The sequence below is a fragment of the Paracoccus tibetensis genome (assembly GCF_900102505.1).
GTDB lineage: Bacteria > Pseudomonadota > Alphaproteobacteria > Rhodobacterales > Rhodobacteraceae > Paracoccus > Paracoccus tibetensis.
Genome location: NZ_FMVT01000014.1, coordinates 34,029 through 46,695, shown reverse-complemented (window position 1 = coordinate 46,695; position 12,667 = coordinate 34,029). Strand labels below are relative to the sequence as shown.

Genomic DNA, 12,667 nt, shown 5'->3' with positions numbered 1-12,667 from the left:
GCCCTCCCCCGCCTCCCCGGTTCTTGGCCCAGTCAAAGCGACCAATGACGAACGCAGCCTGGCTCATGCGTCACCACCACGGCGCAAAATCGTCTCAACGCGCGCCTTACGGCGCTTCGCGGCATGAACAAAGAGCCGGTCAACTTCCTTTGCCAAGGCTTTCAAAGCGCGCTCCGATGCTTCGATTTGCGCTTGCTGATCCCTGTTAGGAGAGGCGCGACCTTGCAGCCGGGCCTCGCGATTTAGGTGTGCTGCGATCTGGTTGAGGTTCCCGCCCACGGCTTTGATCTGCCGCGAAAGGTCCGTCATGGCCTCGACCAGCTCCGGGTCAGGCTCCAAAAATCCTGCAGCAAGGCGCAGGACGCGGCGACCAAGAGCCGCGCGCGACAGGCCCATCCGCCCGGACAGCACGTCCAAAGCGGTCCGCTCTTCTGGCGTGAGACGGATCGTGACGCGGGCCGAGTCCTCTGAAGGTTGGCCCGGCCGGCCATTCTTCTCGAGGGCTCGATACACGGTCGGCCGCGAAACCCCGTATCGCTTGGCAAGCGATGTAACGCTCTCGCCACGCTGGTAGGCGGCGAAAATCGCGCTGCTTTCACTTGTCGAAAGCCGCCGCCCAGTAGGCTTTCGGGAGTGTAACGCTGCCAAATTACATTTCCTGCTACAGTCCACCCAAGGTAGAGTTTTTGAGCGCCGCTGACAAGCAAGCTGGCGTGCGAAAAAGCTCTTACTTGGGAGTCCGCTGCGGTGAGCATAGCGAAGGCTGAGGGTGCGAAGCTCCATCAGCCCCGAACGCCCGTGGGCGTGAGCCGCTGGTCGATTTGGCCCCTCTAATCGATCCTACCGACGGCAACCCCAGAGCGCAGCCAGTGAAAGTCATAGCGCACACGACGCCAGGGCCCCGCAGAGCGCCGTATGGGTGGGTTTGGGGGGAGCGGCGCTACTCCCCCACCCGGCCAAGGGCTAAAGCCACGCTACGGGCCCCTGGGCGGCTCCCTGCGGATTTGAGCCTCGGGCAGCTTTAGCCCCCCATCCGTCGCGGCAGCAGGACCATATGTCCATAAGGAAATGCGTCCACATGGCTAAATGTCAACTCGCCCACAGGCCCCGAGGGCACAGCGTCCGCAAGCTATCACGTCAAAAGGGCATCAAGGCGAAAGGTCACTACGTCACTATGTCAATATGGAGTGACGGCTTACTGTAAGTAGGTCATTGCGTCCCAAAGGCTACAGGTCATTAGGTCAGCACGTCCGAAAGGCTAAAAGTCAGCCCGGCAAGGTGGCAATACGTCCATTAGTCTTGATGGCAAAACGTAAACGGGGCATTATGTCCAGAGGGCAAAGCGGGGCATAAGCATAGCGTCACAAGGTCATCATGGCAAAGCGTCATCGCGCCTTTACGGCAACGCGTCACTAGGGCAAGAGGGGCATATGTCATCATGTCCTTGACTGACGGATCCACAGCAACGCACATGCGAGGCAGACACATATGCACATACAGGCGAAACCATGCTGACGATTTCTCTGGTGGGTCAAAAAGGCGGCGGCGGGAAAAGCACGATCTGCTGGATTCTTGCACAAGCGATCTTGGCTCGCGCGGATGAACCAAAGGTTCTGCTTGTCGAGACGGACAAGCAAGGATCGACCGAAGGCTTCGTCACAGCGGCACTAGAGGCCTATCCGGCACTATCGGAACGTCTGTTCAGCGCCAAGGCATCGAATGGCGAAGAGCTTTATGATCTTCTTGTTCAGGCAGAGGAAACCAACGTAGCCTTTGTTCTTGTTGATACGGAAGGACGGCACAGCGATTTTCCTCGCGACGTAATGTCTATGTCTGACCGGATCATCATTCCTGTTAAGCCCGTCATCCACGAATATCGCAGCCAGCTTGCGACAGTTGCGACTTATGAAGCACTGCGGGACACGTTCGAAGCTGACGGGGAAGAAGTCGCCCCCTGCGGCCTTCTGCTCAACAACTACAAGCCGTCTCAGCGCCTCACGGTCGAACAAGCAGAAGCATTGGAGGAGATTACCAACCATCCGATGATCCTGCCTTTCTTCATGCCGCACAGAAGCAACTTTGAAACACTCGGCCGTGGTCGCATTTTAGCTATGGAGAAGCAGGAATTGACCGGGGCAGGGCAGGGGCTGGCGCGCAAACATCTGGACACAGACATAAACGAGGCGAACACCATCCTCGCCGCTATCGAAGGGATGAAGTGATGGCTGAACTTGGCAACTTCAAAGACAGGAACGCCGAGCGGCTCAAGAAGGCCGAACGCTTAAAACGCGCGCAGACGGTCAAATTGCCCGACCCGATGGTGGGCTATGGGAAGTCAGACAAGGCACCGGCGGCGTCGCCCAAAGCTGAAGAAGGACCCGCACAGCCCGTCACTGAGCAAGTGGATGCCGGGACGGCAAACCCGTCCGGACCCTCCAAACATGATGCCACGGGTGTGACCTTACCTGCTCAGGCGACGGTGCCAGTGCAGGAGTTGGTGACAGAGCCTGACCAAAAGCCGGAGCCAGTGCAGGAGCCAGAACCGGAACCAGAGGACACGCCAGCGCCGGTCGAGGAACCGGAGCCGGCCGAGAAGCCCGCAAAGAAAAGCAAGGCAGCCGCAGAAGAAGCTGCATCAGAGGCTCAGACCGTGGTGACGAAGCTGACATTTCAGTTCTCAGAAGCAATGCTTCCGCGTGCTGAAGCAGCGGCAAAGACGCTTGGGGTGAAGCCGCAGGCCATACTTATGAAGGTAGCAAAGGGGCTGAAGCTAACTCCCGAGGATTTCACGGTTGCGGAGGATAGGCGGCGTGCCGGACCTGTGTTCCGTCATGCAATCGGCATCCCAGAGGACAGGGCAAAGGCGTGGATCAAGGCACAAGATCCGCTCAACCTAGCCGCTCGACCTGGCTCAGTGCTGCGCAAGGTAGCACTCAATGCCTTTGATCGTGCGGCCGATGATCTGCTGAAGCAGCTCGAAGGCGAAAAAGCGTAACGCTATTCAGTGCAGCGCGCTCGCGCGCCTCGACTCTTTTGCCGGTGAAGGAGATTAGGATGAAGGATTTTGCAACTTCTATACTCGCGCTAGCCGCGTCGGCGCTGCCAATAAGTGCGGCGCAATGGCAGTCTGAGGAAGTTAAAGGGATATTTTCACATACCGTCCAAGACGGCACCGCACGTCTTGAGGTGGTGTGCGATCCCGAAGGGCTTTGGACGCCACCAGAGTTTCATGTTGTTGCCACCGACAGCGGGGAATTCATGGAAGGCGATACCGTAGAAGTTCGAACGGAAACCGAAACGCTAACCTATCCTCTATCCGGAGGCTCGATCCTGGGCGAGGCGGCTGAAGAATGGAATGAGCTTATTGCCGCTATTGAAACCCCTGGAACGATCACGTTCACCGCAAGCGGCAAGGAAGTCATCCTTACCATAGAGGGTTCACTGCCTGCGAATTGTGTCAGGTAGCAGTGCCAGGACGAACAGGGACGGTGCGCAAAGCCTGTTTCGGACCGGGCATGGCTGTGGGCGCTGTGCTAATGGTGGCGATCCTCGGCGGGCTGGCAGACGAATGGGACGATGAAGCACAGGAAGTTTTCACGCCGCTTTCTAAAGGCGATCACCAGATCATTTCCGGGCAGGCGCGTGTCATCGACGGTGATACGCTCGATATAGAAGGGGCGCGCGTTCGCCTTTTCGGCATCGACGCAGTGGAAAAGGACCAGTTATGCCAGGACGCGGCGGGCTATGACTGGAACTGTGGCCACCGTGCGGCTGATGAGCTGGCACGAAGGCTAGAAGGGCGAAACGTCCAATGCGTCGTGAAAGATACCGATGCTTACGGCCGGGCTGTGGCCGACTGTGAAGCAGGGGGCCTGAGCCTGAATTACTGGCTCGTAAGAGCGGGTTGGGCCGTCGCCTACACTCGCTACAGTCGGGCTTACGAAGCGGCCGAAGCCGCAGCTCGGGCAGATGCAAGCGGGATTTTCGCAGGGGCCTTCATGGAACCGCAGGAATGGCGAGCGAAGCATAGATAAGCAGAAGGCCCCGTGCAGCCTGGGGCCTTCTGCTTAACTGTCGCTCTTGTCAGGAAGGGTGCCTTTTCTTCAAGCTAGAGGGGGAAAAGGCGGGCCGGAAGGCCCGCCCGGCGCTCAGGGGCGCGGCTTGTGATAGACACAATATCCGGTCGGGACGTTCGTGCCGGAACTGGCGAAGCTGCCTACAGGAAGATCATTCCACCGGCCAAGGATGGAGCCGTGGTCATAGTAGGCGGTCGCGGGCAGGATGCAGACCAGGACGCCGCCCGGCTTCAAGAACTTCTCCGCGTGATCGAGGTGGAGCTTGTAGTGTTTGCCGTAGAAGGGGGGGTTCATCACGACACGATCAAAGCGCGCGTAAGGTGCGACCTGTAGGAAATTCGCGGTCATGACGTGATGCCCCTTTGCGCGGGCCCGCTCGGCGCGACCAGCGTCATACTCGATGCCGGTCACGGTCACAGGATCTCGGCCGCGACGATCTTCGCGGCTGTCATTCCATGCCGCCAGCTCGTCCATGATCCGGCCATCGCCGCATGACGGCTCAAGAACGTGTTCGCCGCCCGACAGGTGCAGCGCGCCGATGATCTCTTGCGCGACGTGCCGGGGCGTCGGGTAGAATTGCAGGTCACGGGCAACCTCGATGCTTGGCCGCTTGGCCTCGGCCTCGGTGGGCGCGTCGGGAAGAACCTCGCCGTAGAACTCGGCCAGCGCCCGGTTAATGTCGCGCCGCCCTTGCTCGTTGAAAATCAGGTGGGCGTTGCCGTTCTTGAAGGCGCGAACGGAGCCAGCGCAGCAATCGGCCTCGCCGTGCCGCTCGGCTTCCTTCATCATGTCGGCAAACTCGCGATAGTCATAGCGCGGCTGGCCGCGATAGACGCGCAGGGCGTTCAGCGTGTCTTTCAGCCGCTCTTGGCCCCAACTGTTCCATCCGGTCGCGCTGCCGATGATGATGCGCTTGGGCAGACCCTCGACACCGATCTTGACTTTGGAATGGCTCTTATAGGCCGGGTCCAGGTCGCAGAAGCACTCGGCCAGCCCTTTCAGGACGTGAAAGCGGGGGTCCAACAGGTAATCGCCAAAGACTTCTCTGAGGTTCGCCATTGTAAAGGGCAGGGGGTTCGTCAGCTTCAAGTCGAGCTGCTTGCGGTCCTTGGCGCTGGCGATCCGCTCGATGTTCAAGCCCTCATAGACGTGCTTCCAAGCTGAGCGCAGAAGGGCAAGCCTCACGTCGCGTTCATAGAGGCTCGGGCTACGCGAAAAGACTTGGCCTCCATAGGCTCCGCCGATGCAGGCCGCGACACTGATTGCCGTCTCGGCTTGGCTAAACGCGGCCATCGCTTCGGGGATGGCGGCTTCCTTCTCATCATACTCGGCCACGATCTCGGCCAGGCTGCGGCGCAAGACGGGCGCGGCGTGTTCCTGCGTCTCTCCGATCTTCGGAAACTCTGCGTTGTGAAATGTCATGTTGTCACCGTCAGCCTTGGCCCAGAAACCGCTCGCGGGCGGTCCGGCCGTTGTCCACAATTTCCCAAACCTCGTGCCCGTGGCGGCGCGCGTAGCGCCACGCCAGGTCCTCGGACTCATGGGGAAGGGGAAGGGCGCACGGATGCGCCCTTGTCTCGAAGTTGTGCCAGCTCATGCCGCAGTCTCGCGGCTGGCGGTTAAGGCATCGAGCATCAGATAGAGCGTTTCCATCGTCGGCCCGTCGCCATAGACGACGCCCCGCCCGATCAACTCCGGGTCGGCTTCGCACTTGGCCCGGACGCGCAAGTCGTGGTCGAGATAGGCGTTTACCTTGAAGCGATAGTCTCCGGCGCCGCTGTCGTAGAAATAGACGTGCCACTTGGTTAGCTGGTCGGGGTTGTCGTCAGCCTCGGCCATCAGCTCGTCGGCCGCGATCTTCTGAACCTCGAAGGACCGGGCGCAATCTCGGATGAAGCCGTTGCTCTTGGGTCCGAAAAACTCCGCTTTGTCGCGGATGCCGAACACGTTGCCGGGGCAACGCTCGCCCACAAGGCGGGCGAGGATTTGGGCGCTGCGGGCGCTGCCGGTCGCGGCAACGTAGGGGGCCGGGTGCATGTCGATCTGCACAACGGAAAAGTGAGTCATTTCCGCCCCCCTCACTGGCTGAGCGCGGCATAGGTGCCGCTATCTTCATAGCGAATGATGGGTTCGCCCGCGTCAGAGCGGCCGCCCCAGCAAGGGCCGACAAAGCCGGAAAGGATGGGCTGGCCCTGCAACTCCGGGCGAAGGCGGGTGCGGGTTTCCGTCCCGGTAATCTCGGTGCCCATATCCTCGGCCCACGCCGTCAAATCATCAGTATGAACGCGGCTCATGCCGTGGTCGTCGGTCATCGTGACAATCTCGAAAATAGCCATGTTCGGCCTTCCTTGTGGTGATGCCCGTTCCGGTCTTGGTGCCGATAATCGGTGGCAGTGGTCAGATAGTCCTGCCTCCAATGGGCAGAAAAATTCAGTGAAAGCAGTGGGTCCTATCCCCAATGACAGGGCGGGCTTGCCTTTCCTGTCACAAAGGTCTGCCTCTGATGGGCCGCAGCCCAATCTCCAGCGCGTATGCTGATTAAGCCTGACATGTCGTGGCGCTCCTTCCTGCTTCCGCCAGTGGCGAAGCCATCGCTGCTTTTCACTTTGGATGACTTCATGTCATCCGAAGGGCAAAGCAGGGTGGGCGCAGCCCGACCTGCGGCCGGACGGCGATCAGACACACGGGGCCGGAGCAGTGAAATTGGGAGGGACCCGCGCCTTGGCGTGGGAGGAACCGGATTTCTCTGTGGAGGCTGACGCGCAGCGGCACCAGAGCCCGTGTTCGGATCGCCGGCCGGATGGCAGGCGGAAAAAGAAATGAAAGATCGTCAGCTGTGCCAGAGCGAAGCGGAGGCGCGGCTGTCCGTTGGATCAGCGATCGCGGTGCCCGCGATCACCATATCTCTGAAGAGCAGCCTCTCGACGGCTTGGTCGCATCAACGCGAAGAGCCCACAGCCGCCATTCGCGCCCGCGGCAGCGAGTGCAGCTGCAGAAACCCCCTTTCGCCTGAAAGTCGTTGGCCAGGCCTGTGTCCTTGCTGCGGTGCAGCTTTTCCATAGCCGACAATCGTGAAATCCCGCAGAGCTACAGGTGTAGGTGATGGGCTGCTCAAAAACGCTTGGTCACGTTCGACCACTTGCTGAGGCGCAGCTGCACCAAGCAGATGCCCGCAATGAGGAAAGGAATGATCTGTTCTGATCGATAACGTTCTTTGCATTTGCCAGCACGTGATCCGGGTGCTAGCGATTGCGGCAACGACAGGCTCTTTCGAGAAACGCACGCTCAGATGCTGGATCATCCTTCCACCATCCTGCCCGGCAGCCACCTGCCAACCTGGATTGTGCGTATCGCTGTGGTCTTCCTGCTGGTCCTGCTTGGGTCTGCCGCCTTTCCCTCGACGTCCCACGCCCATGGTTTGCACGCACTGCAACCGGACCTGGCACAACAGCTGACGGGCGAGCCGCAGAAGGACGTTTTCGACCAAGCCGCAGCGGCTGAGGAAGAAGCAGACTGCACCTTAGGGTGCTGCCTCGTCGGGTCCTGCCTGACCGTCGTCAGCACCGCTGCCAGTCGTGACGTTTCACGGCGACTCTATGCTGCAGCTCATCGCCCCGGCCTAGAGTGGTGGGAGATCTTCGATACCGGAGCCGGCACAAGGCGCCCTCCGAAGGCTTGACCCGAAACGTTGTAGCCAGCCGCATCCTGCGGTTTTTCCGGCACTGCCACTTTCGGGCTTCCCATGACGTTGATCCGTCCTGTCGTTCCGGCCGCACTGTGCGGCTTGCTGCTCATCACCCCGGCTCGCGGCCACGAAGGCCATGACCATGGCGATGCACTTCCCGTCCTGACTGTGCAGACGGCGCCGCGTGCGTCGGCCAGTGCGCCGCCATTTGAACTCGTCGCGGTTGCAAACGGGAACATGCTGACGATTTACCTCGACCAGTTCGAGACAAATACGCCGATCATCGGCGCGACCATCGACGTGGAGACGCCGGCGGGGTCCATGCAGGCGCAGCCCTCGGGCGAGATCTATCGGCTGGAGGCTGACTGGATCGCCGCACCGGGCACCCATGAGCTGCTCTTTACCGTTGCCGATGACAGCAGCATCGATTTTCTCACGACAAGCCTGACGATCCCGGCGCCCGCCGCTCCGGCCGCAGCCCTTGCGGCGAGCGGAGCATTCGCCAGTCTGCCAGGAATGGTCGCTGCCGCGCAGCAGGGTCTGCGCGATCTTGCCCGGCGCGCTGAAACGGCTCCAGCCGCTCCTGCTGCGGTCGCGGCGCTTCTGGCTGCCTTTCTGGCTGGCGCGCTGCTGATGGCGCTGCTTCGGCGACGGATTGCGGTCATCACAATCGGGGGCGCGGTTCTGATCCTCGGGCTCAGTGCCTCCTTGGCCGTGGCCGAAGCCGCCCCGCCGGACACAGTGATCCGCGATGTTGCACAGCGACTGCCTGACGGATCGGTCTTCGCGCCCAAGCCCGCACAGCGCATCCTTGCCATTCGCACGATCCAGGCTGCGCAGGGGCAGCACCGCAGTGCAATCTCGATGCCGGGCCGCATCATCCCCGACCCCAGTGCCTCGGGTCTTGTGCAGTCGGCGACAGGCGGGCGTCTTTCGGCCCCCGAAGGCGGCTTCCTCTCCATCGGGTCCGAAGTGGAGGCCGGGCAGGTGCTGGGATATGTGCTGCCCGTCGTCGGCGCTGCTGATCAGACGTCGCAGCGCCAGTCCCGCTTGGAACTTGAGCGTCAGCTGGCCCTGCAGCAGCGCCAGACCGAACGTCTGCGCACCCTCGCCCTGAATGGCACGGTTTCGCGCACGCAGCTGGAAGAAGCCGAGCTGACGCTGACGGGCCTGCGGGACCAGCTCGCGGGCCTCGAAGACCCCAACCAGAACGCGGAAGAACTGCGGGCGCCAATCGCCGGGATCATCTCGAAGGCGAATGCCCTGCCGGGGCTAATCGTCGACTCGAGCAGCGAGATCTTTCACATCATCGACCCGACCCGTCTTCGGGTGGAGGCGATGCATTTCGGCGATCAGCCGATCGCAGAGTCAGCATCGATCCTCGGGCGAGACGGCAGCAAAGTTAGCCTGACACTGCTGGGTGCGGGCCTGCCCGAGAATGGCCGCGCGCAGCCGATCCATTTCACCGTTGAGCGTGCCGAAGACGTGCCCGGTCCCGGAAGCGTCGTCACGGTTTTCGCGGAAACCTCCAGCGAGGCCGAGGGCGTCGCGGTGCCGCGAGAGGCGGTGGTGCGGGGCACCAACGGCCAGGACATGGTCTACGTGCATGTGGCGCCCGAGGTCTTCGAGCCGCGGCTGGTCCGGGTCGCCCCGCTCGATGCGGCGTCGGTGCTGATTGCCGCCGGGGTCGAGAGCGGGGAGCGCCTCGTGACGCAGGGGGCAGAGCTCCTCAACCAGTTCCGCTGAGGGGCCGCCATCATGTTCACCTTTCTCGTCACGCAGTCGCTGCGTAACCGCCTGCTGGTGCTGGCCATCGCGGCTTTGCTGATGGTGTGGGGCGCCTTCACCGCCCTGCGCCTGCCCGTCGATGTCTTCCCGGACCTCAACCGGCCGACCGTCACCATCATGACCGAGGCCGATGGCCTGGCACCGCCCGAGGTCGAGCAACTGGTCAGCTATCCGATCGAGACGCAGATGAACGGCCTGCCGGGGGTCGAGCGTGTCCGCTCCGTCTCCGGGATCGGGTTGTCGATCGTCTATGTCGAGTTCGGCTGGAACACCGACATCTACCGCAACCGCCAGCAGATCGCCGAGCGTCTGGCTCTGGTCGCACCGCAACTGCCCGAAGGGGTTGCGCCGCAGATGGGCCCGGTCAGCTCGATCATGGGTCAGATCATGCTGGTTGCCGTCACCGCGCCGGACGGGGTCACGCCAATGCAGCTCCGCGACGCCGCTGACTTCGTGGTCCGTCCGCGCCTTCTGGCGATACCGGGCATCGCCCAGGTCATCCCGATCGGCGGGGAAGTGCGCCAGATCCACATCGCGCCGAACATGGCGGCAATGCAGGCACTCGGCGTAAGCCTGGAGCAGGTGGAAGGCGCGCTGGCGGACTTCGGCGGCAACACCGGAGGCGGCTATACCGACCAATACGCCCGCGAATACTTAGTCCGCAACATCGGCAGCACGCTGAGCATTGACGACCTGAAGAGGGTCGTGGTCACCAGCGACGGGGGTCAACCCGTCCTGCTGCAGCACGTGGCGGACGTGACCTATGGCGCGCGCACCAAGCGCGGCGATGCGGGCTACATGGGCGCACCTTCGGTGGTGATCTCCGTCGAGAAGCAGCCGGACATCGACACGGTTCAGCTGACGCGTGAGGTCGAGGCCGCGCTGGCACAACTGTCTGGAGCACTGCCGGACGGCATTCAGGCCGACAACATCCTCTTCCGTCAGGCCGACTTCATCGAGACTTCGGTCAAGAACGTCCAGACCGTCCTAATAGAAGCCATTATCGTCGTTGCGATCGTGCTGTTCGCCTTTCTTCTCAACACGCGGACGACCTTCATCTCGCTGACCGCGATTCCCGTCTCGATCCTGGTGACTGCCATCGTCTTCGACGTCCTGGGCCTGTCGATCAACACCATGACCCTGGGGGGACTGGCCATCGCAATCGGCGAGCTGGTCGATGATGCCGTCGTCGATGTCGAGAACATCTTCCGCCGCTTGCGCGAGAACCGCGAAGCAGGCAACCCGCGCCCGGTTTTCGAGGTGGTGGTTTCGGCCTCGCAGGAGGTGCGCTCGGGCATCGTCTATGCCACCATGATCATTGTGCTGGTTTTCGTGCCGCTCTTCGCCTTGACCGGCATCGAGGGGCGCCTCTTCGCGCCGCTTGGTCAAGCCTACATCATCTCGATCCTTGTCAGCCTGATCGTCTCGATCACCCTGACGCCGGTTATGGCCTACTACCTGCTGCCTGGCCTGAAGACGCTGAACGAGCACGAGGGCTGGCTTGTCAGGACGCTGAAGCGCGGCAATAGGGCCGCCCTGAAGGTGGCGTTCCGCCGGCAGAAGACGATCATGACAGCTGCGGCCATAGGTGTGACCGTTGCGGCGCTCTCGGCCAGCACCTTGCCCCGCGCCTTCCTGCCGCCTTTCAACGAGGGCACCTTCACCATCTCGATGCTGTTCAACCCCGGCATCTCGCTCGCGGAGTCGCAACGGGTGGGGCTAATTGCCGAAAACCTTATCCTTGACGTGCCGGAGGTCCGCGCGGTCGGACGCCGAACGGGTCGGGCAGAGCTGGATGAACATGCCGAGGGGGTTCATTCCTCCGAGATCGAGGTCGATCTCGACGGGTCGGGGCGGTCCAAGAACGAGATCCTCGCGGATATTCGCGGGCGTCTGTCGATCCTGCCGGTCGTCGTCAACATCGGCCAGCCGATCTCGCACCGGCTGGACCACATGCTGTCGGGGGTGCGGGCGCAGCTGGCGCTCAAGGTGTTCGGACCTGATCTGGACACGATGCGGCGACTTGCCGAGGACATGCGGAGCCGCATGGAGACGATCCCGGGCCTTGTCGATCTTCAGGTCGAGAAACAGGTCCGCATCCCGCAGCTAGAGATCCAGCTGGATTATGACCGGGCTGCGCTGCACGGTGTGCCGCCAGCAAAAGTGACCGAGGCGTTGGAGCGGCTGTCCAACGGTCAGCTGGTCTCGCGCCTGGTGGACGGCAACCGGAGCATCGACGTGATGCTGCGCCTGCCCGACGAAGGCCGGACGACCCAGGCTCTGGGAGATCTGCTGATCGAGACGCCTGCAGGATGGGTGCCGGTGCGTGAGCTTGCAGACGTTCGTGAGGCCGACGGTCCGAACCAGATCCTGCGCGAGAACGGGGCACGGCGCGTGGTCGTGCTGGGCAATACCGATGGCCGCACCGACATGGCGGCGGTCGTGGCGCAAATCGAACAGGTGATGGCGGAGACGGTCATGCCCCCGGGCTACTCGCTGGCTCTGGAGGGGACATTCCGTGCCCAGGAAGAGGCCAGCCGCACGCTCGCCCTTCTGTCGCTCGTGTCGCTGACCTTGGTCTTCGCGATCCTCTACAGCCGCTATCGTTCGGTGGCTTGCGCGCTGATCGTCATGGGCTCAGTGCCGCTGGCGCTGATCGGATCGGTCGCGGCGCTGTGGATCGCGGGACAGCCCCTCTCCGTGGCGTCTATGATCGGCTTCATCACCTTGACCGGGATCGCAGCTCGGAACGGCATCCTGAAGATCAGCCACTACATCAACCTCGCAATCCATGAGGGGCTGCCCTTCGGGCCCGACTTGATCATCCGTGGTTCACTCGAGCGTCTGACCCCCGTGCTCATGACCGCCCTGTCTGCCGGGGTGGCGCTGGTGCCGCTGATGATCGACGCGGAAGCGCCGGGAAAGGAGATCCTGCATCCTGTGGCGGTGACCATCTTCGGCGGGCTCGTCTCCTCCACGCTGCTGGACACGTTCCTGACGCCGATCCTCTTTCTGCGATACGGCCGAAAGCCGCTGGAAAGGCTCGTTGATGCCGCCCGTCACGCTCAGGGCGATGCCAAGCAAACCACAGCCCCTGTTGCCACCACATTCTGAACCG

12 protein-coding genes are annotated in these 12,667 nt (G+C 62.1%); 7 read left to right on the top strand and 5 right to left on the bottom strand.

The features are described from left to right. Positions 1-63 precede the first annotated feature (63 nt). Positions 64-783 (bottom strand): helix-turn-helix domain-containing protein, encoded by a 720-nt coding sequence (locus tag BLP73_RS19945; protein WP_090747310.1) that lies wholly within the window; start codon positions 781-783, stop codon positions 64-66. Between the two features lie 725 nt (positions 784-1,508). Between BLP73_RS19945 and BLP73_RS16525 the strand changes: the two genes are divergently transcribed. From BLP73_RS16525 to BLP73_RS16520, 4 genes are all read left to right on the top strand, one after another. Continuing rightward, positions 1,509-2,222, top strand: a complete 714-nt coding sequence (locus tag BLP73_RS16525) for a ParA family protein (protein WP_090747307.1) — start codon at positions 1,509-1,511, stop codon at positions 2,220-2,222. Beyond that, positions 2,222-2,995: a hypothetical protein gene (locus BLP73_RS19160; protein ID WP_139166006.1), complete on the top strand. Its 774-nt coding sequence runs from the start codon at positions 2,222-2,224 to the stop codon at positions 2,993-2,995. Before BLP73_RS16525 ends, BLP73_RS19160 begins: the two co-directional genes overlap by 1 nt. A 59-nt stretch (positions 2,996-3,054) precedes the next feature. Next, the gene (locus tag BLP73_RS19155) at positions 3,055-3,465 is read left to right on the top strand and encodes a hypothetical protein (RefSeq protein WP_139166005.1); all 411 of its coding nucleotides are present in this window, start codon (positions 3,055-3,057) and stop codon (positions 3,463-3,465) included. Between the two features lie 71 nt (positions 3,466-3,536). Beyond that, entirely contained in the window at positions 3,537-4,034 is a 498-nt protein-coding gene (locus tag BLP73_RS16520) for a thermonuclease family protein (protein ID WP_175453401.1), read from the top strand. A gap of 114 nt (positions 4,035-4,148) precedes the next feature. Here BLP73_RS16520 and BLP73_RS16515 read toward each other — a convergent pair whose 3' ends face one another. The 4 genes from BLP73_RS16515 to BLP73_RS16505 are packed head-to-tail and all read right to left on the bottom strand — an operon-like array spanning position 4,149 to position 6,412. Beyond that, positions 4,149-5,498: a class I SAM-dependent methyltransferase gene (locus BLP73_RS16515; protein WP_090747301.1), complete on the bottom strand. Its 1,350-nt coding sequence runs from the start codon at positions 5,496-5,498 to the stop codon at positions 4,149-4,151. Positions 5,499-5,508: 10 nt separating this feature from the next. Beyond that, the gene (locus BLP73_RS19480) at positions 5,509-5,673 is read right to left on the bottom strand and encodes a hypothetical protein (protein ID WP_175453400.1); all 165 of its coding nucleotides are present in this window, start codon (positions 5,671-5,673) and stop codon (positions 5,509-5,511) included. Continuing rightward, positions 5,670-6,143 (bottom strand): hypothetical protein, encoded by a 474-nt coding sequence (locus BLP73_RS16510; protein WP_139166004.1) that lies wholly within the window; start codon positions 6,141-6,143, stop codon positions 5,670-5,672. The genes BLP73_RS19480 and BLP73_RS16510 overlap by 4 nt, the downstream gene beginning before the upstream one ends. Positions 6,144-6,154: 11 nt before the next feature. Then, on the bottom strand, positions 6,155-6,412 hold the full coding sequence (locus BLP73_RS16505) for a hypothetical protein (RefSeq protein WP_046001981.1): 258 nt from the start codon (positions 6,410-6,412) through the stop codon (positions 6,155-6,157). 953 nt (positions 6,413-7,365) lie between these two features. On the opposite strand from BLP73_RS16505, the gene BLP73_RS19150 reads away from it, so the two are divergent. From BLP73_RS19150 to BLP73_RS16495, 3 genes are all read left to right on the top strand, one after another. Next, positions 7,366-7,755, top strand: coding sequence for a hypothetical protein (locus BLP73_RS19150; RefSeq protein ID WP_139166003.1), 390 nt, complete (start codon positions 7,366-7,368; stop codon positions 7,753-7,755). Positions 7,756-7,818: 63 nt separating this feature from the next. Then, complete coding sequence (locus BLP73_RS16500; protein ID WP_139166002.1) at positions 7,819-9,507, top strand: efflux RND transporter periplasmic adaptor subunit; 1,689 nt, start codon at positions 7,819-7,821, stop codon at positions 9,505-9,507. A gap of 12 nt (positions 9,508-9,519) precedes the next feature. Continuing rightward, a complete protein-coding gene (locus BLP73_RS16495; protein ID WP_090747292.1) occupies positions 9,520-12,663 on the top strand; it encodes an efflux RND transporter permease subunit in 3,144 nt (1,047 codons plus the stop codon). Positions 12,664-12,667 lie beyond the last annotated feature (4 nt).

What these genes read in the sequence shown, in the direction of transcription:
- BLP73_RS16500 (WP_139166002.1), top strand. Translation starts at nt 7,819, where the DNA reads ATGACGTTGATCCGTCCTGTCGTTCCGGCCGCACTGTGCGGCTTGCTG.
- BLP73_RS16515 (WP_090747301.1), bottom strand. Translation starts at nt 5,498, where the DNA reads ATGACATTTCACAACGCAGAGTTTCCGAAGATCGGAGAGACGCAGGAA.
- BLP73_RS16505 (WP_046001981.1), bottom strand. Translation starts at nt 6,412, where the DNA reads ATGGCTATTTTCGAGATTGTCACGATGACCGACGACCACGGCATGAGC.
- BLP73_RS19480 (WP_175453400.1), bottom strand. Translation starts at nt 5,673, where the DNA reads ATGAGCTGGCACAACTTCGAGACAAGGGCGCATCCGTGCGCCCTTCCC.
- BLP73_RS16510 (WP_139166004.1), bottom strand. Translation starts at nt 6,143, where the DNA reads ATGACTCACTTTTCCGTTGTGCAGATCGACATGCACCCGGCCCCCTAC.
- BLP73_RS19945 (WP_090747310.1), bottom strand. Translation starts at nt 783, where the DNA reads ATGGAGCTTCGCACCCTCAGCCTTCGCTATGCTCACCGCAGCGGACTC.
- BLP73_RS16520 (WP_175453401.1), top strand. Translation starts at nt 3,537, where the DNA reads ATGGTGGCGATCCTCGGCGGGCTGGCAGACGAATGGGACGATGAAGCA.
- BLP73_RS19155 (WP_139166005.1), top strand. Translation starts at nt 3,055, where the DNA reads ATGAAGGATTTTGCAACTTCTATACTCGCGCTAGCCGCGTCGGCGCTG.
- BLP73_RS19150 (WP_139166003.1), top strand. Translation starts at nt 7,366, where the DNA reads ATGCTGGATCATCCTTCCACCATCCTGCCCGGCAGCCACCTGCCAACC.
- BLP73_RS16525 (WP_090747307.1), top strand. Translation starts at nt 1,509, where the DNA reads ATGCTGACGATTTCTCTGGTGGGTCAAAAAGGCGGCGGCGGGAAAAGC.
- BLP73_RS16495 (WP_090747292.1), top strand. Translation starts at nt 9,520, where the DNA reads ATGTTCACCTTTCTCGTCACGCAGTCGCTGCGTAACCGCCTGCTGGTG.
- BLP73_RS19160 (WP_139166006.1), top strand. Translation starts at nt 2,222, where the DNA reads ATGGCTGAACTTGGCAACTTCAAAGACAGGAACGCCGAGCGGCTCAAG.